This is a genomic window from Paenibacillus sp. FSL R5-0519 (genome assembly GCF_037974275.1).
GTDB lineage: Bacteria > Bacillota > Bacilli > Paenibacillales > Paenibacillaceae > Paenibacillus.
In genome coordinates this window covers 4,614,138-4,635,708 of the sequence record NZ_CP150234.1, presented here as the reverse complement: position 1 = coordinate 4,635,708, position 21,571 = coordinate 4,614,138, and the positions used below count along the sequence as shown (strand labels likewise).

Genomic DNA, 21,571 nt, shown 5'->3' with positions numbered 1-21,571 from the left:
AACAAGTTGGGACGGATCGTTATATAATTTCTCTTCATGAGGGAGGCTTTTTTACGATGAGTACGGTAGACCGTATCTTAGATAAAGCCCTTCGGGGCGAACGTTTGGACTTGGAAGACACGATTCAGTTATTTGAATCCAATGAAGTGGACAAAATCGGGGCAGCTGCTAATGTCGTTATGAAACGCATGCACCCTGAGCCATACAGAACATTTGTAATTGGGCGTAACGTCAACTACACGAACGTGTGTGACGTGTACTGCCGTTTTTGTGCTTTCTACCGCAGACCTGGTTCAGATGAAGGTTATGTGCTTCCAGATGAAGTTATTTTCCAGAAGATTCAGGAAACGGAAGATGTGAATGGTACCGAAATTTTGATGCAAGGGGGAACGAATCCAAACTTGCCTTTCAGCTATTATACAGACCTGTTGAAAGCCATCAAGGAGCGTTTTCCGAACATCACGATGCACTCGTTCTCACCTGCTGAGATCATGAAAATGGTTGAAGTCTCCGATGGCCTTACATTGGAAGAGGTTGTTCGTGCTATACACGAAGCTGGACTGGATTCCTTGCCTGGCGGCGGCGCTGAAATTCTGGATGACCGTACACGCCGGAAAATCAGCCGTTTGAAAGGTTCATGGCGGGATTGGATGGACGTTATGCAAACGGCACACCGCATCGGCATGAACACCACGGCAACGATGGTTATCGGCCTTGGTGAATCGATGGAAGAGCGTGCATTGCACTTGCTCCGTGTACGTGAAGCTCAGGATGAATGTATTGCGAACAAATACGATTCCGAAGGTTTCCTAGCGTTCATTCCTTGGACTTTCCAACCAGACAATACCAACCTTAAGCTGGAGCGTCAGACGCCGGAAGAGTACTTGAAAACTGTAGCCATCAGCCGATTGGTGCTTGATAATATCAAGAACATTCAATCCTCTTGGGTAACCATGGGTCCTGAGATCGGTAAGAAGTCGCTTGAATTTGGATGTAATGACTTCGGCAGCACCATGATCGAAGAGAACGTTGTATCTGCTGCGGGTGCAACTTACAAAGTGAACATTGAATCCATTTTACGTTTGATTCGAGAGTCTGGTTATATTCCGGCACAACGTAACACCCGTTACGACATCTTGCGCATGTTCGATGAAGAGAATACCGTGCATGAAGATTTCGTAATGCAGAACTAATTATAATATTTGTATACCACTTCTATATATGCTGATCGTTAGATGAGTATTAATGAAGCAAGCCCGCTGACTACTCCCTCTGGAGGAACGGCGGGCTTTTTGATTTTTTCTGGAGATTGAGGTCATTAAACAGTACATGTTACGCAATTGGCGATATTTTATATTGTAATTGAACTGTTACAATGAAAAGGAACTTGTGTAGTCAGACATGTTGGAAGGGGCAAACCAATGAAGAGAAGAACACTTGGAAAGACCGAACTGGACGTTCCTGTATTAAGCTTTGGAGCATCCTCACTTGGCTCTGTATTTCGTGACATTGACCGGGAAGAGGGAATTCGCACTGTACATGCTGCTGTAGATGCCGGAATGAATTACATAGACGTTTCGCCTTATTATGGACTGACAAAGGCAGAGACGGTGTTGGGTGAGGCTATCCGCAGCTTGCCGCGCAGTTCATATATGTTATCAACCAAAGCCGGACGGTATGGGGAAAATGAGTTTGATTTTTCACGTAAGCGGATTCAGGATAGTGTACAAGAGAGCCTCAAGCGATTGCATACCGATTATATTGATATTTTGTTCCTGCATGATATTGAATTTGTGCCAGCAAAAATAATTATTGAAGAAGCTTTTCCAACGTTGCTACGTCTGAAAGAACAGGGAGTTATTCGTCATGCGGGCATTTGCGGTTTACCCTTGTCATTGTTCGAGAAGGTTCTGCCACAGATCAATGCGGATGCAATCATCTCGTATTGTCATTATTCATTGAACGATACCTCATTGTTATCTTTGTTGCCTTTGTTGGAAAAGAAAGAAATTGGACTCGTGAATGCTTCGCCTCTTTCTATGGGCTTGTTAAGCACCCGAGGTGCTCCTGCTTGGCATCCGGCAGGTGAACGGGTGAAGCAGCTCTGTCTGGAGGCTGCACAATTCTGTGCAGATCAAGGCAGTGACATTGCCAAGCTGGCCGTGCAATTTTCCACGTCGAATGAACGTATTCCAACTACACTGGTGAGCAGTGCCAACCAGCGTAATATCGTCAATAACGCAGCCTGGATCGAGGAACCGATAGATCAAGGGCTGCTGGATGAAGTGCTGCGCATATTGGCTCCATTGCGTAACGAGACGTGGTCAAGCGGGCGTCCTGAATATAATGCGGAGTTATAACAACATGACATTAGAATCATTCAAGGGGGAACAATGATGAGAGCCATTGTGTGTGAAGAAATAGATCGTCTAGAGCTGCAGGACCTGCCTCAACCGGAACGTGCAGAAGGAGAGGCGCTGGTTGCGATAAGGCGGATTGGAATCTGTGGAACAGATCTGCATGCGTACAAAGGCAATCAGCCATTCTTTACCTATCCTCGCGTGCTGGGTCATGAACTGGCGGGTGTTATTGAAGAGATCGGTCCGAACGATGCAGGGCTACGTCCAGGGGATCAGGTAAGCATTATTCCATATCTGCATTGCGGTCATTGTATTGCTTGTCGCAGTGGAAAAACCAATTGTTGTGTGTCCATGCAAGTCATGGGTGTCCATGTAGACGGAGGCATGAGAGAAAGAATCAGCGTGCCGGTCTCACATCTGCTCTCAGCAGAAGGTTTGACATTGGATGAGACCGCAATGGTAGAACCCTTAAGCATTGGAGCCCATGCGGTCAGGAGAGCGGGAATTAAGCCTGGTGAGCATGTAGTTGTGATTGGAGCTGGCCCGATTGGGCTTGGCGTCATGGCATTTGCCAAACAGGCAGGTGCCCATGTTATTGCCGTTGACCGTAACCTGGACAGGCTCGAGCTTAGCCGGACTTGGGCTGGAGCGGATGAATTGGTACAGGCCAATGAACAGGCTGTACAACAAGTGGCTGAAATTACGGGAGGCGACTATGCTACAGCGGTCTTCGACGCAACCGGTAACGTGAATTCCATGAATGAGGCCATTCAATATGTGGCGCACAGTGGTCAACTCATTTTCGTCGGACTGGTGAAAGCGGATATTACTTTCCATGATCCTGAGTTTCACAAGCGGGAGATGAGCATGCTGGGCAGCCGAAACGCAACCCGTGAAGATTTTGAACAAGTCTTGTCAACCCTGCGTCAAAAGAAATTAAGTATGAATGGTTATATCACACACCGAGTGGAGTTTGATGAGTTACCTGCTACAATCGACCAATGGCTCTTGCCAGATTCACATGTAGTCAAAGCCATCGTTGAGCTATAATAACAGAAAAAAAACGCTCTCTGACCTTGGTGGACAATACTGTCCATCCATAGGGGAAGAGAGCGTTTTTTGTATGTTGAATTAAAATTACACGATAACGAAGAGGGCAGAAAAAACCTGAAAAAGCGAAGCGTTCGCCTTTATCCGCGGATTTTTCCCTTCAGAAAAGGGAATCGAAAAAATCTGAGGATAACAGCGATTGAAAGGTTGTTCTGTCATCGTAGTGTCAGTGTAAATATCTTTGGTTCAACTTACATGAGCTATTATTTTTCCGGATTGGTCATAATGCCCGCATGCGGATCAATGTGACGCACAATGGACTTCAACCAGATCATCTCCAGCACATGTACCTCATAATAAAGTGCACCCGGGATCTGCCTGATCCATCCTTCAGCCATAGCGAGTTGTGTTGAGTCAGAAGTGGCTTCCAGCGTTCCAGGTTCACGGCGCAGCCGTTTGCGTACAGCTTTTTCAACTTGAGAGCTTTGTGTGGTCAAAATGCATACTTTGCGTTTGGAAGAGAAACCCCTGAACGCAATGTACACCATTTCATAAGCAATAAGGTAGGCGATTACGGAATACATTGCTTGGTCCCAGCCAAAGACAACACCAGCGGCTGTCAGTATCAACAAGTTAAGCAGCATGATTATTTTTTCGATAAGCATCCGTTTTCCGCTAAATACACGTTCAGGTGGACGGGAAGACGGATCACCGATTTCCAGCGTATCCAGTGTCCCACCGTACCGCACGACGAGCCCAATTCCAAGTCCGAGACATAATCCGCCAAACATGGCGGCAGCCAGCGGGTGCTCTACAAGTGGCGGCATGGGATGAAGCACAATGGCACCGATCGAAAAGACAACCAGACCCAGCACAGTAACCAGTACAAATTTCTTCTGCACAATCTTGTAGGACAGAAATATAAACGGAACATTGAATAAAAATAGGAATAATCCAATTCTCATTTCGGTCCAGTGGGCGAACAGGGAGGAAATGCCTGTTATGCCTCCAATAATGATCTTATTGGGGTGTAAGAACAATTCAAGTCCCACGGAGGCCAGAATCCCACCCATAATCACGAGCAATAGGTTTAACCAGCGGCGGGTGGACGATATTCTGGTCTTGGCGGTGGCAGGCACCGGATTAGCCGATATCAGAGGTGCTTTCATAGGTCATCCTCCTTAGTGCGGCTTTCGAGCCATTCTCCCTGGGTTAGTCACAGAAAGACCGGCGCAGAGCCGCGAAGTACGATCGTATGTCTGTTCTGCACAGACATAGGCATTACCCTTCTTTCTGCAGTACCTTTGGCTCTTCTTTCTTTTTCCGAGGATCTTTGAACTTGAATATTTTATCCAATAAACGGAAAACATGTTTGGACTCTTTGGTTAATAAGGGCCCCAGAATGGCCAGAATTAGGACATAAAGTGCGGCAAATGGTTGAATCATTGGCAGCAGTCCTCCGGCTTTACCCATGTTGGCCAAGATGATGGAAAATTCACCTCGTGACACAATGGTTAATCCAATATTGGCCGATGCTTTGGGCGATAGGCCTGCACTGCGACCGGCCATCATGCCTGCAAGGAAGTTACCGAACAATGTAATAACAACTGCAATCAGAGCTAACCATACGGCTTCGCCACCCAGAGACAACGGATCAATGGACAGTCCGAAGCTGAAGAAGAAGATGGCTCCGAAGAAGTCACGGAACGGCAGAATCAAGTGCTCAATCCGTTTCGCGTGTTCTGTTTCAGCAAGCACCAGTCCAACCAATAATGCACCGATCGCTTCGGCAACATGAATGGTCTCAGAGAAGCCGGCTACGAGGAACAAAGCTCCGAATACAACAAGAGAGAATAGCTCATTCGATCGTATTTTAAGCAACCTGTTTAGTAGCGGCGTTGCTTTGCGTCCAAGAATTATGACGATAAGCATGAATCCGAGGGCAATAAGTGCGGACATGAGCACGCCTCCGATGGAGGATGAATCACTAAGCACAAGTCCGGACAAGATCGAGATATATACAGCGAGGAATACATCTTCAAACATGATAATACCCAATATCATTTCTGTTTCCGGATTGGCTGTTCGTTTCAAATCAACGAGTACCTTGGCCACGATGGCACTGGAAGAGATGGTAGTTATACCTGCGATAATAAGTGCTTCTGCAACTGGGAAACCGGACATAAAACCGAATATTAATCCCAGCGTAAAGTTAATTCCGATATAGATCGAGCCGCCAACTGCAATAGAGCGACCCGATTTAATTAAACGACCTACCGAGAATTCAAGTCCGAGGTAGAAGAGAAGGAACAGAATACCGATCCGACCCATGAAATCAATAAATGGCTGGCTTTCAATGAAGCGGAAGTCCAGATGCCAGATTTTCATGGCATGTGGCCCAACGGCCATCCCGATCAGAATATAAAACGGAACGACCGAAAATCTTAATTTTGCTGATAAAAGGCCGGCTGCCGCAATGAGCACAAGGGCCAGACCTACTTCGAATATCAGATGATCCATCTATTTACCCCCTTCCAGTCAGGAGGAGGGATTTAAACAGTTTCTGCTGATTGCGTTCGCCAACGGCTACTACCGTGGATTCTGCACTGATAACTACCTCCGGACCTGGGCTGATGTGTTTTTTGTGATTTTTTTCTACAACGGCAATAACCGTCGCCCCAGAGTTTTGACGTACATCCAATTCACCGATGGATTTGCCGATACATCCGAAGGATGGTTCGATTTTGTACCACTCGATAATCAGGTCGTCAAACGTGACTTCAATATTTTCAAGCTGCTTTGGTTTGTAAGTTAATCCACCTACAATAGCAGCAATTTGTCGTGCTTCGTAATCGTCAAGTGTGATCATCGAGATGCTTTGATCGGGATCATCATACTCGAAGTGGTACATTTCCCGGCGACCGTCATCGTGAATAATAATGACAATTTTATCACCGCTGCTTGTTTCAATCTGAAATTTTTTGCCGATCCCCGGCAAGTCTGTTTCGCGTACATCCATGGTTGTTGCCTCCTTATAATTAGGGGCTGGCCACAGAAGACAGGCTTATTTCCCGAAAATGTATAATCTGCTGCTCTAGGGAACATCAAAAGATGCGGGTAAACAGAGCCAGAAATTCCTGACACAGCCATATGATTAGAATTTGTGAGTGTGGGTACAACAAAAATAGGTTCGTTCGTTAAGGCGATAAACATCGCTTTGTATCTAACGTGTGCAATAAGGGTTATAAGATATGCACAAGCGCACCGTCTTCAATACAGAGGTGTCTCCATGCAAAAGCAACCTGTAAATACGTCGTAACGGCTACTGAAGAGCGTTCACGTATTTTGGTGCTATAGGGGTGAGGGATACATACATACTGGTGAACTTAATAGGTAGCAGAAATAATCTGCGTTTAAACAGACAATACCACGGTTTAAAGGACAGACCCGTTGTAGGGATTCGCAGCATTAATAACAATGCGAGGACAAGAAAGACAGGCTTATTATGCGTAACCGCAATCAGCTTGGTCATGACTTGTGGATATTTGCGAATAACAGGTTTCTGCTGGATTTCGGGTATTTGCAACAGCACTTCCTTGTTGGAAGTTGCTTCAACAGACACCCCAACAGCAGATTCGGACTGCGTCGGAATAGGGAAGCACAAGGCTTGGAAAACGCACAAAATGATAATGATCGTGTAGTGGAATATTCTAGGTTGTTGTCGCATTTTGGCTTCCCTCCTTTTCCGTGAAACATACTGTTATTAAAATAATAACACATTTTTGTCTTAACTCCAAACCTCTTCATAATATACTGAGAAATCATGACACGCTTTCCATCAATCCGCTTCGTATATCCCCATCGGCCTTGCCATATACTTTGAAGAGGAAGGAAAGGAGTGATTCTTGTGGAACTGTTTGCTGTATGGACCGATGTATCGGGGCAAGAGGAAGCGGATCAATTTTATCGTTGTGTCAAGGAAAAAACCAAAGGTTTACATATAAGTAAAAGAGGATTCAGGCTTGTCTTCAAACATAATGATGGGAGAGCAGCCTGGGTGTGCAGAGGGAATGAGAATCATGAAGACTTCCAGCAATGGCTTCCCCGGATTAGTGATCTGCTCTCCCTTGGGCTCGCCGATTTCATTATGGAGACACAAGAACGTAACATGGTCGAGGATATGATTGCCAAGGCATGTTCTGTCATGGATGAGCATGAGGTGGAGAAGGTCAATCGAATCTGCATGCCACTACTATTAAATGGTGACCTGGATCAACCCGGACTCCGGGAGCGCCGTCGTACTACATTGGCTAGTGGACTACGGCAGGATTTGGAGGATGTTCACTTTTTTCACCTTGAAGGCATTATCAACTTCCGCATACGGCCATATAAACAGGAGCTTCAGGAATTAGTGGAGTATGCGCTGGATGAATTCTGGATGGATCGGCAGTATGAAGAGTTTATGGGGCTGTTAAAATATTTTGTTTTTTTTCAAGAAGCCAAAGTACCTCTGGTTCATCTTGTACACAAGGGAATGCATGAATTTCAGGTCCTGGATGCTGGACTTAATCTATTACCCGTACAAAAGGATGAACAGGTCGTTGTGGAAATGCCCGGTCTGGAACTGGAGATGGATATTGAAGATATGATTGTAAGTACTCTCATCTCGATCTCTCCTGAGAAAGTTATGCTGCATACGCGTACCCCCGATCTGCCGATCATCTCGACCATATGCCAGATCTTTGAAGACAAAGTGCAAATCTGCCATCATTGCCCGGAATGTGAAGTGCTGCGTTCAGGATTGTTGACAGGTCTTGACGCAAGTGATCTCGGCAATTATAATAACTGTTGATCCATGATTTTTTCATGTGAGCCATTGAACCAAAAGCGTTGACAAAGACAACGACCACACGCAAGATCGGTGCAGAGAGAGGAACCTTGGCTGAAATTTCCTCCGGATATCACGTATGGTTTACCCCTTTGTAGCTGCAATTTTGAAAGTGGATTTAGAACATCGCCTTTACTGGAGATTATCCGCGAGTAAGGATCTGCCGGGTCATGCCCGTTATCGTCATGCCAATGAGGGCTGTGTCTCCGAATAGGATGAATCAGCTGAATTAGGGTGGAACCACGAGTATATATCACTCGTCCCTTTGCCGGGACGGGTGTTTTTTGCGTTCCTTTGCAAAATGATTGGAATAGCATTAGATAATCAATCCTTGAACATTAGGACATGAAGGTTACATTAACAGGAGGAATGAGACAAATGGCAGTTAACATTAAATTACCGGATGGTTCGGTACGTGAGTACGCGGATGGCAGCACCATTGAGGACGTAGCGGCTTCGATTAGCAGCGGATTGCGCAAAAATGCCGTAGCCGGCAAGCTGGATGGTATCGTGGTGGACTTGTCCACAACACTTCATGAAGGAGCATTGGTGGAGATCGTAACTTTGGATTCACCAGAAGGACTAGAAGTGATGCGTCATAGTACAGCTCACTTGATGGCTCAAGCCGTGAAACGTTTATATGGTAACCAAGAAGTACGCCTCGGTATCGGCCCGGTCATTGAAGATGGATTCTACTATGATATGGACCTCGAACATGCGATCAATCCTGAAGATCTGCAAAAGATCGAGAAGGAAATGGAGCGTATTGTAAACGAGAATTTGCCAATTGTACGTAAGGAAGTTAGCCGCGAGGAAGCGATCAAAACGTTCGAAAAAGTGGGCGATCCCTACAAACTTGAGTTGATTCGTGACTTGCCAGCGGACAGCGTGATTACGATTTATGAACAAGGTGAATTCTTCGACTTGTGTCGTGGTCCTCACGTGCCATCGACTAGCAAAATCAAAGTGTTCAAATTGATGAATGTCGCGGGTGCTTACTGGCGTGGAGATAGCAAAAACAAAATGCTTCAACGTATCTATGGTACGGCTTTTGTGAAAAAAGCACAGCTGGACGAGCATTTGCACTTCCTCGAAGAGGCTCGCAAACGGGATCACCGCAAGCTGGGTAAAGAGCTCGAAATGTTCACATTCTCCCAACTGGTTGGCCAAGGTCTGCCAATCTGGTTGCCTAACGGTGCGAAGCTGCGCCGTACCCTGGAGCGTTATATTGTGGATCTGGAAGAAAGCCTTGGATACCAGCATGTATACACACCAGTTCTGGGTAACGTGGAATTGTACAAAACATCTGGACACTGGGAGCACTACCAGGAAGATATGTTCCCGAAAATGGTTATGGATAACGAGGAACTCGTTCTCCGTCCAATGAACTGTCCTCACCATATGATGGTGTACAAGTCCAGCATGCACAGCTACCGTGATCTGCCAATCCGTATTGCCGAGCTTGGCATGATGCACCGTTATGAAATGTCAGGAGCGTTGACAGGTCTGCACCGTGTACGTGCAATGACTCTGAATGACTCACACATTTTTGCACGCCCGGATCAGATTAAAGAAGAGTTCGCTCGTGTTATCGAGTTGATTCAAACCGTGTACAAGGATTTCGGTATCAACGAATATCGTTTCCGTCTGTCGTATCGCGATCCGAAGGATACCGAGAAATACTTCCAGAACGACGAGATGTGGGAGATGTCCCAACGCATGCTGCGTGAAGTTGTGGAAGAGCTTGACCTCCCATTCTATGAAGCAGAAGGTGAAGCTGCGTTCTACGGTCCGAAGCTGGATGTGCAGATCAAAACAGCATTGGGCAAAGAAGAGACATTGTCTACAGTCCAACTGGACTTCCTGTTGCCTGAGCGCTTTGAGCTTGAATATGTGGGAGATGACGGACAGAAACATCGTCCGGTCGTTATTCACCGTGGTGTAATCAGTACGATGGAACGTTTCACAGCATTCTTGCTGGAGAACTTTGCAGGAGCTTTCCCGCTGTGGTTGTCTCCGGTCCAGGCCAAAGTGATCCCGGTATCCGGAAACTTCGACGATTATGCGCGTGAAGTAGAAGCGAAGCTGAAACGTGCGGGAATCTCTGCTGAAGCTGATCTGCGGAATGAGAAGCTTGGATATAAAATCCGTGAGGCGCAGCTTGAGAAAATGCCTTATATGTTTGTTGTCGGTGAGAATGAGCGTAATGCAGAAGCAGTATCCGTGCGTAAGCGTGGAGAAGGCGATCTGGGCATGAAACCGGTCGATGAAATTATTGCACAATTGAAAGAGGAAATTGCAACACGTTTGGTGTAAATGAACCATTGATTTATGGGATAACCATTGCATAAGCTGAGCTGATTTATCTGAATAAACGCCTGAGTAACTTGGGAACTCCCTTGTTGTTCAGGCGTTTTTTCGTCGTTTTCAATTTTGAAAAGTATAGATTAATTGCTTTTTGGAAAACCTTTGCAGTGAGGGGGAGGTTGTACAATGAAAAAGCAATTCTCAATTCAAAAGAAAACGATAAGGTGTTTACTGGTTGGTTGTGTAATGTTCGCCGGAATGATGATCAGCCTGAATCAGGCAGATGCGTATACATTTGAAGAGGAAAGTGCAATACTGCATGTCGAGAGTCGGAGCAGTGAGGCTTCGATTGAGACCTCGAGCAAGCCTGATCAAGAATTTCCGGAACAGGCCGGCCATCTATACAGCGATGAAGCCCAGCTGACAACGATGGTGTACATGGCTTTACTGTGGTCACCACAACCGATGGTCATCCCAAGGCCTGAGCTTCCCGAGAAACAGGTGGCTGATCCGGCTATGCCCGTGCTGGCTCCACGTTCAGAACAGGTGCTAGGCACACAGAAGGTGACAGCAACGGGATATACGGCAGGTGTGGAGTCTACAGGAAAAGGACCCAAACATCCACAATACGGAATTACGTATTCCGGTGTCAAAGTTCGCCGTGATAAAGAAACGGTCTCCACGATTGCAGCTGATCCAAAGCTGTTTCCAATGGGCTCCATTCTATATATTCCGGGCTATGGATACGGGATTGTAGCAGATACCGGTTCGGCGATCAAAGGCAATAAAATTGATCTGTATTTCCCGACAACCAAGCAAGTGTATAAGGAGTGGGGCAAAAAGGATGTGGAGGTACAGGTGATCAGGCAAGGCGCTGGAAAGTGTACAGAAAAGATGCTCAGCGATTTGGCAGATGCGATCAATGTGTACAAATCTGTACCGGATTCTTGGTTGGACAAGGCCATTTAATTTCACATGTGAACATGAATAACAGAAGTGCTCTCTCCACATAATACTGACTGGGGACGAACCCCGCGGTGCAGCAATGCATCGTAAATATGAAGAGAGAGGTGATTCGTTGTGGCTAAAAAATCACAAGGGTATCAAACGCCGAACGAGAAGTACAATGCAGAGTTTGGAGAAGAGAATGCAGCATCTAAAGTGAAGCAATCCGCTCAAAACAAAGTTCAAGATAATTTCCAAACACCTGATGAAAAATTCAATGCCGAGTTCGGTGTAGAAAACACAGGCCAAACTGGCCAAGGTCAAGGCAAAGCATCCAAATACAAAAAATAAATGAAGATTCATTAACCCAATGATGATTCAGCACCCTGGAGCAGCAGCTCCGGGGTGTTTTACATATGCGAAGTTTTTACAAAAATATCCTTACATCTCAGTCTTGAGACCGAGATGACTTCCACCTGCCGCCGCTGTTCTCATTGCCTTGTCTGAGTTACACTGGATACATAATAAAGACGAAGGAGACATGAGCGATGAAACGATCTACGCGTGACCGCTGGTGGGTTGGCATACCTCTTATTGCTATAGGTGCGATGATCTTGTTCAGACAATTGGGATATGACATTGATGTAGGATATATTTTCAGAACATATTGGCCGTTATTTTTAATCTGGTGGGGGGCCAAGGGAATCTCCGAGATTCGTCGCAACGGGGGTTATGCTTTTATTGGACCGGTCATCGTACTGGGGATTGGTGGTTACTTTCTTGCCCGTAACCTGGGATGGATAGATTACTCCATGGGGGAGTTCATCCGTTATCTGATCCCGGTTATGCTAATTGGCGGAGGATTATTCGTACTGATTGGGCCACGACGTCGCGACCGGAAACATCATGATAAAATGCAGCCACCTCCAGCACCTGAGCAACCTTATAAACCGTTGTCTCCTGAGGATCTGGAGATGCCATCTTCGTTTGACGAACAGTTCGAGAAAACTTTTGGCAAACCTAAGCAGGAACAGAAGAACGCCTCATATGGCCCTCATTTCACAGGATCAACAGATTCATCATCACAAGAGCATCAATATAAGAAGAAATATCAATCGCATAACTCAAGTGATACTGGATATGAAAAACATTATGATGATGACTACGGTAATGGTTATGGGGATTATGGCAGTGGCAATACCATTAATAAATCAGCGTTTATTGGGGATTTGTATATGGGACAGGAAGTGTTCTCGTTGAAACCGATGAACATCTCGGCCTTTATCGGAGATACCGTAATTGATTTGACCAAAGCACAGATTCCATACGGTGAGACGAAGATTGTCATTTCTTCATTTATCGGTGATGTAAAAGTATTTGTACCAGAAGATATGGATCTGGGTGTGACGGTGACGACGAATTCATTCATTGGAGACATGTCATTGTTGAATCAGAAACGTGGCGGATTCCTGAGTAGTGCGCAGGCTGAAACTGCCCATTATCGTGAGGCAAGCAAAAAGGTGCGCATTATTGTAAGTGTGTTTATCGGAGACGTCAAAGTTAATAAGGTGGGTTAATGCATGATTCGAACAATTCTCAAGGCCAATAAGTGGGAACTGATGATGTATTTTGTGTTAACGGGTCTGATTACGCTGGGTGGATTCTATCTATTATATGGAGAGGTATTGATGGGGGCTGGCCGTCAACGGGCATGGACCTATGTTGCTGTTATTGTGCTGGCCACCGTTATCACCGGATATATCGCCGCATTACGACTTCAGCGCAAGATCGACCTGCTCGATCTTAACATGTTGAAAGTGTCCAAGGGTAATCTGGCGGTACGCATGCCTGAAGCGGATGACGCTTCGTTCGGTCGTGTCTACCAGGAGTTCAATGTCATGATGGATTCGATTGAGAAAAAGATGAGACTGCTTCAGCGTCTCGGTGAGCAGGAAGTGATTGAGAAGGAGCAGGCCTCGGAGCGCGCTGTGCTTGAAGAGCGCAAACGAATGGCAAGGGATCTCCATGACACGGTTAGCCAGCAGCTGTTTGCCATGCATATGTCGGCTTCATCCTTACCACGTCTGCTGGAGATGAATCCGGAGCATGGCGGTAAAGTGCTGGACCAGTTAATTCAGATGTCACATATTGCGCAGCGACAGATGCGAGGACTCATTGCCCAACTTCGACCGGTGGAGCTGGAAGGGCGTGATCTCGCCGCGGCACTGGATAGCTGGTTTCCTGATTATTGCCGGCAGAATGGTCTTAAAGGTGTGAAAGAGCTGGAACTGGATGGCGGAATCTCGGATGCCATTGAGCACCAGCTGTTTCTTGTTATTCAGGAGGCTGTTGCCAATGTTGTGAAACATGCAGAGGCAGGGGTGGTCAGCCTGTCCATACGGGAGAGTGAACATCAGATCAGCATGAGCATCAGCGATGACGGTCAGGGATTTTTGCATCAAGCCGAGCGTCCAGGTTCATATGGGTTATCTACCATGCGTGAACGGGCCGAGAAGCTTGGGGGGCAAGTCCAGATTATATCGAAGCCAGGAGCGGGAACGACGGTACGGGTATTGATCCCGAAATTTCCTAATGTTTCTGAATGAATTAAGGGGGAGACGGAATGAGTGGGAAAGTAAACGTAATGATTGTGGATGACCATGACATGGTACGAATGGGCTTGAAAACGTATCTGATGCTGGAACCTACTTTTCATGTGATGGGAGAAGCAGGCCATGGGCAGGATGCGCTCGATCAGTTGCGCAAATTAAATGATAATGAAATGCCCGATTTGATCCTCATGGATCTGATGATGCCGATCATGAATGGCGCAGAAGCAACACAAGCTATCATGACTGAATTTCCAGGGATGAAGATCGTGATGCTCACCAGTTTCCTGGAGGATGATCTTGTTGTGCAAGCGATTGAAGCGGGTGCTGTAAGTTATGTGCTCAAGACAGTCTCTGCTGAAGAATTGATCTATGCTCTTCAAGGAGCTTACAGAGGCATGCCTGTTATGACAGGTGATGTGTCGCAGGCATTGACTCGGGGAATCAGGCAACGTACAGCGAGAGAGAGTGAGTCTGGCTTGACTGAACGGGAAAAGGAAGTGCTGTTGCTTATTGCAGAGGGGAAGACCAACAAAGACATTGGAGAAGAATTACATATCAGTATCAAAACCGTCAAAACACATGTGAGCAACCTGCTGATGAAATGTGAGATGGACGATCGAACCCAATTGGCAATCTATGCGCATCGTCAGGGTTGGGTGAAAACGAAAGGATAAAATCCCGTTATGACGGGAAAAACAATCTATTCTTCCGTGCTTTTATCTCCTTTTTAATTGTTTTTAAGGTACGGTTAAGGTTTAAAGTACAAAATAAGGACAGTTAAAGAATATCTCTTGGGAATAAGAGATTGGGAGGTAGAGAGGCATGGACGAACGCAATTATAGATCGAACCGTCAAGACGAGGAAAACGAAACCAAACAAACGGAGAATCGCAATTCTTCCGGAACGGACGAATCCTCCTATTATTATTCTTATGGACCTTTTCAGTCCGTGAATCAGGAAGATACAGCAAACCACATGGGAAGCAATAATCAACGTGAAGAAGGAAATGTAGAGATTACAAAACCTGATCCGGTGAGACCCGTACCTACTTACTACAATAATCAATCCTCCGAGCAAGCGACAAGATCAACAGGAGGCGGTGGAAACGGCTCAGGTAATGGTGGAGATCAAGGGAATGGCGGCAAAGGCAACTGGAACTATAATAACCGCAAGCCGCGTTCATCCGTAAGATCACTGTTGTTCTCTTTTATTGCCGGCATGCTGGTCATTACCGTTCTCATGTACACAGCCGATAGAACAAACATGTTCACACCGGAGACTGCACTTACGAACACGGAAAATCAAAGCTCGGGACAGGAAGCGTCCACAAACACAGGTGGAGGCAACAATGTGACAGCATCGTTACTGCCAACAGGCAAAGAAGATGTCTCTTCCGTAGTGACGAGTACAAGTCCAGCTGTTGTCAAAATCGAAACACTCGCGAAACAGTCCTCGCGTACAGGAATGGGTCAGGGTGGATCGAACACAAGTGATCCGTTGTACCAATACTTCTTCGGTAATGGGGGCGGAACGGAAGGCAATCAAGGTCAGAGTCAGCAACAACAGCAAGGCAGTAATCAATTAGTACCCCTAGGCATTGGTTCCGGGTTCATTTTTGACAAAGAAGGATATATCCTGACGAATCAACACGTAGTTCAGGGTGCGGACGTAATTCAGGTAACTTTGGAGAACAACAGTAAACCTTATGAAGCTAAACTTCTGGGAAGCAGCTTCGATCTGGATTTAGCTGTACTGAAAATTGAGAAAAACAGTGGTGACGATGCGTTCCCTGTAGCTCCACTGGGTGACTCCAACAGCACTCAAGTCGGTGAGTGGCTTGTAGCGATCGGTAACCCTGAAGGATTCGAACATACGGTTACAGCAGGTGTGCTGAGTGCCAAAGAACGTACAATCAGCATTCCAGATGAAGAAACAGGAAAAACACGTGAGTACAGCCATTTGCTGCAAACAGATGCTTCGATTAATCCGGGTAACTCTGGTGGTCCGTTGCTGAACCTGAATGGGGAAGTTATCGGAATGAACGTTGCAGTAAGCGCAGATGCACAAGGGATTGGCTTTGCGATCCCATCGAGCGTTATCTCTGAAGCCGTTAAATATCTCAAAGAGAACAAAGAAGTTCCCAAAGAGCCAGTACCATTTATCGGTGCATCTCTGATGGCTCTCACGCCTGAAGTTGCTAAACAAATGGGAACAGACATTACCGAAGGTTCTGTCGTAGCTAGCACGATCTTCCAATCACCGGCTTACCAAGCAGATCTTCGTGCATATGACATCATCACTGGTGCTAATGGTACGCCGTATGCCACAAGTCAGGATCTGATTGATTTTATCAAGAAACAGAAAATTGGCAGTGAAGTGACATTGAACGTGGTTCGTGACGGTAAGAAAATGGATCTGAAAATAAAAATCGGCAATAAAAATGATTTTGATACTTCACAAACAACAGATACCCAACAGCAACAACCATAAATATCGGGTAAGGATCGAAAGAGCGGAAGGGTTTGAGGGCCCTTCCGCTTTTTTTGCCCTGATAAAGCAGGGGTATAAAGGACCAGTGAAGAATTTGAGACGCCTACTTGAAGATGCAGATTGTGCTTCTGCCTGTTACAATGGGATAAAACGTTAGGATAAAGGAGAAAGACCATGCGCTCAACTATTTTGATTGTGGATGATGACGAAAAAATTGTATCCATGCTCCGCCGGGGCTTGGCTTTTGAAGGATATGAGGTACAGACTGCTTCCAACGGAGCCGAAGGCCTTAGTAAACTGATGGACAAGGAGCCGGACATTGTTGTGCTGGATGTGATGATGCCGCAGATTGACGGATTTGAGGTATGTCGCAGATTGAGAGAAGCAGGCAGCAAAGTGCCTGTGCTAATGCTGACTGCCAAGGACGAGGTACAGAGCCGGGTGACCGGACTGGACACGGGAGCCGATGACTACCTTGTAAAACCTTTTGCGTTGGAAGAATTATTGGCGCGTGTCCGGGCATTGCTGCGCCGCAAGTCAGATAGCGCAAGTACGCCGGACAACCGCTTAATGTATGAAGATATCATTTTGGACAATGACTCACGTGAAGTACTCCGAGATGGGCAACGTCTGGAACTGACTGCCAAGGAATTCGAGCTGCTCAATCTATTTATGCAAAATCCAAGACGGGTACTGTCCCGTGATCTGATTATGGATAAAATCTGGGGTTATGATTACAGCGGTGAGTCTAACGTGCTTGAAGTATACATCGCCATGCTCCGACAGAAGACCGAAGAATACGGTGGCAAACGTCTAATCCAGACCATCCGGGGAGCCGGTTATATTCTGAGAGGTGACTCCTGATATGTCCATCCGGTTAAGACTAACCGCATGGTATTCTGGCATTTTGGCGGCTGTGCTTATTTTTTGGGGCGTTGTAATCTATGCCTTTGTTTATTTTAACTCCTACCAGGAAGTCGAACAGCAATTGAAGGTGAAGAGTGCCCGGATTACGGAGCAAATTGGTGTTAACCCTCTTTCGCAGTCGTTGGATCTGGACCCATTTACAGAGAGCCAGCTTCAGGAGGCTCAAATCTATATTCAGCTCTGGGATTATCAGAGTCGTTCGGGCATAATTTCCGGCAATATGAAGAAATTACAGATTCAGTTTCCGGTATTGAAATCCAATGAAATTCTTGAAAAGCGTGGCATATCGAAGATCTATGTGGATGGCACACCGTTTCTGGTGAATCAGCTACCCCTTTCTCTTCAAGGTACCAATGAAGTACGTGGAATTCTTCAGGTAGGAGCCAATGTAAGTTCACAGGAGCGCCTGCTGGAAGCGTTGCTTAATATTTTGGTTTTTGGCTGGCTTGTAGCGATGGCCCTCGCTATTACCTCAGGTCTTGTTCTGGCCCGCAAGTCGATGCGTCCGCTCGTGAATGTCATTGATGCCGCAAATCAGATTCAATCAGGAGATGACCTAAGTGTACGTATTCAATATGCGGGGCCTAAGGATGAGATCGGGCGTCTGATCGAAACGGTTAATAATATGCTTGAGCGTACAGAATTGTCATTCCGCGGTTTGGAGGAGACGAATGCTGCCCAGCGCCGCTTTGTATCCGATGCATCGCATGAACTGCGTACACCGCTGACTACCATTCGGGGGAACGTGGACTTCCTGAAAAAGCTGTGGGATCAAGAGGCAACAGACCGACCGAATCTGGATGAAGAAACGGTCAGACAGATGTCCGTCGAGGCGTTGGAAGACATGGCCGATGAAGGAAAACGCATGAGCAGGCTGATCAGTGACATGTTGTCATTGGCGAGAGCGGATACAGGGCAAAAAATTGAACTGAATCCGATCCCGCTGCAGATATTGGTACAGGAAGTCGCGCGAAGATCGCAATTCCTGGATCACCATGCGGAGTGGCGTACAGGTGATCTGTCAATTCTCAATGGTATCTATGTGAACGGTAGCAAGGACTATCTGCAACAGATGCTGTTTATTTTTATCGAAAATGCGTTTAAATACACACCTGACGGCTCTGTAACGCTGGATGCCGTATTATACAAAGGTCAGGTGGGACTACGCATCAGCGATACCGGTATTGGGATGGATCGGGACGAAGTGCCTTTCATCTTTGATCGTTTCTATCGGGCAGATGAGTCTCGTGGGGCGACACCGGGCATAGGTCTGGGACTTTCCATTGCGAAGTGGATTATTGAGGAACACCACGGATCGGTTGAGGTTGTGACCAGACGTGGAGAAGGAACCACCTTTATTATCTGGTTGCCGGTTGTCTTTGCTCCGCCTATCGAATAAAGGTATAATAGACAGGACTGCAATTACATCGGCAATGTTGCCGAGAAAGAAAGCGGGTGGCAACCAAGTGGAAGTACTACGAATTTCGCCGCGAGGATATTGTTACGGCGTTGTGGATGCGATGGTGCTCGCGCGTCAAGCGGCACGCAATCTGGATTTACCACGACCTATTTATATATTGGGTATGATTGTGCATAACCAACATGTGACGGATTCCTTTGAAGATGAAGGTATTATTACATTGGATGGTCCGAACCGAATGGATATTTTGAGCCAAGTGGAGAGTGGCACGATTATTTTTACAGCTCATGGTGTATCTCCAGAAGTGCGTAAATTGGCAAGGGATAAAGGATTGACAACAGTGGATGCAACATGCCCTGATGTCACCAAGACACATGATCTCATTCGGGAGAAGACGGCAGAGGGTTATCAGATCATCTATATCGGCAAAAAGAATCACCCTGAACCAGAAGGTGCCGTTGGCGTTGCACCAGATCTCGTTCATCTGATCGAGAAGGAAGAAGAGATCGAAGCACTGAACATACCTCCAGGCAAAATCCTTATTACGAATCAGACCACGATGAGCCAGTGGGATATCAAACACATTATGAGCCGGCTGTTGGAGAAGTTCCCTGGCGCTGAGATTCATAATGAGATTTGTCTCGCAACTCAGGTGCGTCAGGAAGCTGTTGCTGAACAGGCAGGTCAAGCAGACCTGGTTATTGTAGTGGGTGATCCTCGCAGCAATAACTCCAACCGTCTGGCACAAGTGTCGGAGGAAATCGCGGGGGTTACGGCCTACCGTGTATCGGATGTCTCCGAGATTCAGCAAGAATGGCTGAAAGGTGTCAATAAGGTGGCGGTTACTTCGGGTGCATCAACACCTACACCGATTACGAAGGAAGTCATCCTTTACTTGGAGCAGTATGAGCATGACAAGCCGGAGACGTGGGAGATTAAGCGTACCGTGAACATGAGCAAATTGCTGCCCCCAGTTAGAGAAAAAACACGTACACCTTAGTGTGAAGGCAATGTAAGTCTACGTGTATGTGAATTGCAAACGAGATGTGAATAAGAAGAATCCTGTTATGCAGAACCGAATTTGGTGCCTGTGGAGCAGGGTTCTTTTTAATATAGGATAAAGAAGGTGTACCTTGACGCAACAGGAGATCTATGATATATTCACTTTAACGGATAAAAGCTTAAAAGCGAACAAGCGTTTAAGCGCGACAGAGTTTATATATTTAATCAGACGCACGTTAGAAACTGATTGTGCTCTCATACAAGGAAGGATGGGAATTACTATGATCGTTATTGCAGGCAAAGCCACACCGGAGGAACAGATTCAGGATATCGTAGCAGTTATTGAAAAAGAAGGGCTTCAGGTGCATATCTCTCGCGGAGAGGATCGTACTATTATTGGGTTGATTGGCAAAGTTGAACCTAAAATGCAAGAGCATCTTCGCCAAATGAAAGGTGTCGAGAATGTTGTGAAAATCTCGAAGTCCTACAAATTGGCAAGTCGTGACTTCCATCCGGAAGATACGGTGATCTCCATCAAAGGTGTGGATATTGGCGGAAAAGAACTTGTCGTCATGGGTGGACCATGTGCAGTTGAATCCGCTGCGCAGATTGATGAAATTGCGGGACTTGTAAAAGCTGCAGGTGGGCAAGTTTTACGTGGGGGTGCATTTAAGCCGCGTACAGGTCCTTACAGCTTCCAGGGAACGGGCGTAGAGGGATTGATCATGATGGCGGAGGCAGGTAAGAAACATGATCTCCTGACCATTACAGAAGTCATGACACCTGAGTATGTGGGTATTTGCGCCGAGTACGCAGATATTCTGCAAGTAGGTACACGTAACATGCAGAACTTTGACCTGCTGCGCAAATTGGGCGAGTGTGGTAAACCGGTATTGTTGAAACGTGGCTTCAGTGCAACATATGATGAGTTGTTGAATGCGGCTGAATACATTCTTGCGGGTGGTAATCCAAATGTCATGCTGTGTGAACGTGGTATTCGTACGTTTGAATCTTACACACGTAATACGCTTGACCTGTCAGCGATCCCTGTTCTGCAGTCTCTGAGCCATTTGCCGGTTATTTCTGACCCGAGCCATGGTACTGGACGACGTGAACTGGTGGAGCCGATGACAAAAGCTTCCGTTGCTGCGGGTGCTAATGGCCTGATCATTGAAATGCATACTGATCCGGATAACTCCATGACAGGAGATGGTGTGCAATCCTTGTTCCCTGATCAATTCGCGAACCTGTTGCAGGATCTGGAGAAATTGGCACCAATCGTGGGTAAATCATTCAGTACAGCTAAACAACCAGCAGCATTCTTCCCGGCACGTGTAGGCGTATAATAGAATTCATAGTCAAAGTCTGGAACATCATCCGGGCATCTCATCTGGTCTCGTTTATTGCGACGGAATCAGATAGATGCTCGGTTTTTTGCATATTTTGCAGCTTTGAACGTATTTATTAATCAATAGTGATAAGAAACATTTATGATGTGAAGTTTTTTCCATGATTTAGGATAAAAAGGGGTCGCTTTACCGCATTAAACCGGTTAAATGTATATAAATTG

General features: G+C 46.3%; 19 protein-coding genes. 15 read left to right on the top strand and 4 right to left on the bottom strand.

Going from position 1 to position 21,571, the window contains the following annotated elements:
* The first annotated feature begins 56 nt into the window (after positions 1 to 56).
* The 3 genes from mqnC (at position 57) to MKY73_RS20735 (ending at position 3,410) form a co-directional block, all read left to right on the top strand.
* The gene (mqnC, locus tag MKY73_RS20745; protein WP_339303248.1) at positions 57 to 1,193 is read left to right on the top strand and encodes a cyclic dehypoxanthinyl futalosine synthase; all 1,137 of its coding nucleotides are present in this window, start codon (positions 57 to 59) and stop codon (positions 1,191 to 1,193) included.
* Between the two features lie 228 nt (positions 1,194 to 1,421).
* Positions 1,422 to 2,360, top strand: a complete 939-nt coding sequence (locus MKY73_RS20740; RefSeq protein ID WP_339303247.1) for an aldo/keto reductase — start codon at positions 1,422 to 1,424, stop codon at positions 2,358 to 2,360.
* 36 nt (positions 2,361 to 2,396) lie between these two features.
* Positions 2,397 to 3,410, top strand: coding sequence for a zinc-binding alcohol dehydrogenase family protein (locus MKY73_RS20735; RefSeq protein WP_339308677.1), 1,014 nt, complete (start codon positions 2,397 to 2,399; stop codon positions 3,408 to 3,410).
* A gap of 263 nt (positions 3,411 to 3,673) precedes the next feature.
* Here the strand turns inward: MKY73_RS20735 and MKY73_RS20730 are convergent, their stop codons facing one another.
* The 4 genes from MKY73_RS20730 to MKY73_RS20715 form a co-directional block, all read right to left on the bottom strand.
* Positions 3,674 to 4,579 carry a YitT family protein gene (locus MKY73_RS20730; RefSeq protein ID WP_339303246.1) on the bottom strand — a complete coding sequence of 302 codons (906 nt, stop codon included), beginning with the start codon at positions 4,577 to 4,579 and terminating at the stop codon, positions 3,674 to 3,676.
* Positions 4,580 to 4,691: 112 nt separating this feature from the next.
* Positions 4,692 to 5,930, bottom strand: coding sequence for a cation:proton antiporter (locus tag MKY73_RS20725; RefSeq protein WP_339303245.1), 1,239 nt, complete (start codon positions 5,928 to 5,930; stop codon positions 4,692 to 4,694).
* A gap of 4 nt (positions 5,931 to 5,934) precedes the next feature.
* Positions 5,935 to 6,429, bottom strand: a complete 495-nt coding sequence (locus tag MKY73_RS20720; RefSeq protein ID WP_091032736.1) for a cation:proton antiporter regulatory subunit — start codon at positions 6,427 to 6,429, stop codon at positions 5,935 to 5,937.
* Between the two features lie 303 nt (positions 6,430 to 6,732).
* A complete protein-coding gene (locus tag MKY73_RS20715) occupies positions 6,733 to 7,137 on the bottom strand; it encodes a hypothetical protein (RefSeq protein ID WP_339303244.1) in 405 nt (134 codons plus the stop codon).
* Between the two features lie 171 nt (positions 7,138 to 7,308).
* On the opposite strand from MKY73_RS20715, the gene MKY73_RS20710 reads away from it, so the two are divergent.
* From MKY73_RS20710 to aroF, 12 genes are all read left to right on the top strand, one after another.
* The gene (locus MKY73_RS20710) at positions 7,309 to 8,262 is read left to right on the top strand and encodes a putative sporulation protein YtxC (protein WP_339240871.1); all 954 of its coding nucleotides are present in this window, start codon (positions 7,309 to 7,311) and stop codon (positions 8,260 to 8,262) included.
* A gap of 414 nt (positions 8,263 to 8,676) precedes the next feature.
* Positions 8,677 to 10,614 carry a threonine--tRNA ligase gene (gene thrS / locus MKY73_RS20705; RefSeq protein ID WP_339303243.1) on the top strand — a complete coding sequence of 646 codons (1,938 nt, stop codon included), beginning with the start codon at positions 8,677 to 8,679 and terminating at the stop codon, positions 10,612 to 10,614.
* A gap of 177 nt (positions 10,615 to 10,791) precedes the next feature.
* Positions 10,792 to 11,574 (top strand): 3D domain-containing protein, encoded by a 783-nt coding sequence (locus tag MKY73_RS20700; RefSeq protein ID WP_339303242.1) that lies wholly within the window; start codon positions 10,792 to 10,794, stop codon positions 11,572 to 11,574.
* A 111-nt stretch (positions 11,575 to 11,685) separates the two neighbouring features.
* Positions 11,686 to 11,901 carry a hypothetical protein gene (locus MKY73_RS20695; protein ID WP_339240876.1) on the top strand — a complete coding sequence of 72 codons (216 nt, stop codon included), beginning with the start codon at positions 11,686 to 11,688 and terminating at the stop codon, positions 11,899 to 11,901.
* Positions 11,902 to 12,098: 197 nt separating this feature from the next.
* Positions 12,099 to 13,127 carry a cell wall-active antibiotics response protein LiaF gene (gene liaF, locus MKY73_RS20690; RefSeq protein ID WP_339260054.1) on the top strand — a complete coding sequence of 343 codons (1,029 nt, stop codon included), beginning with the start codon at positions 12,099 to 12,101 and terminating at the stop codon, positions 13,125 to 13,127.
* 3 nt (positions 13,128 to 13,130) lie between these two features.
* On the top strand, positions 13,131 to 14,156 hold the full coding sequence (locus MKY73_RS20685) for a sensor histidine kinase (protein WP_339303241.1): 1,026 nt from the start codon (positions 13,131 to 13,133) through the stop codon (positions 14,154 to 14,156).
* 17 nt (positions 14,157 to 14,173) lie between these two features.
* Positions 14,174 to 14,836 (top strand): response regulator transcription factor, encoded by a 663-nt coding sequence (locus MKY73_RS20680; protein WP_339240881.1) that lies wholly within the window; start codon positions 14,174 to 14,176, stop codon positions 14,834 to 14,836.
* A gap of 148 nt (positions 14,837 to 14,984) precedes the next feature.
* Complete coding sequence (locus MKY73_RS20675) at positions 14,985 to 16,652, top strand: trypsin-like peptidase domain-containing protein (protein ID WP_339240882.1); 1,668 nt, start codon at positions 14,985 to 14,987, stop codon at positions 16,650 to 16,652.
* Positions 16,653 to 16,826: 174 nt separating this feature from the next.
* Positions 16,827 to 17,516, top strand: a complete 690-nt coding sequence (locus tag MKY73_RS20670) for a response regulator transcription factor (protein WP_339240884.1) — start codon at positions 16,827 to 16,829, stop codon at positions 17,514 to 17,516.
* Position 17,517: 1 nt separating this feature from the next.
* Positions 17,518 to 18,978: a HAMP domain-containing sensor histidine kinase gene (locus MKY73_RS20665; RefSeq protein WP_339303240.1), complete on the top strand. Its 1,461-nt coding sequence runs from the start codon at positions 17,518 to 17,520 to the stop codon at positions 18,976 to 18,978.
* Between the two features lie 67 nt (positions 18,979 to 19,045).
* A complete protein-coding gene (locus tag MKY73_RS20660) occupies positions 19,046 to 19,999 on the top strand; it encodes a 4-hydroxy-3-methylbut-2-enyl diphosphate reductase (RefSeq protein WP_339240888.1) in 954 nt (317 codons plus the stop codon).
* Between the two features lie 283 nt (positions 20,000 to 20,282).
* The gene (gene aroF / locus MKY73_RS20655; RefSeq protein WP_339303239.1) at positions 20,283 to 21,347 is read left to right on the top strand and encodes a 3-deoxy-7-phosphoheptulonate synthase; all 1,065 of its coding nucleotides are present in this window, start codon (positions 20,283 to 20,285) and stop codon (positions 21,345 to 21,347) included.
* Positions 21,348 to 21,571: the final 224 nt, after the last annotated feature.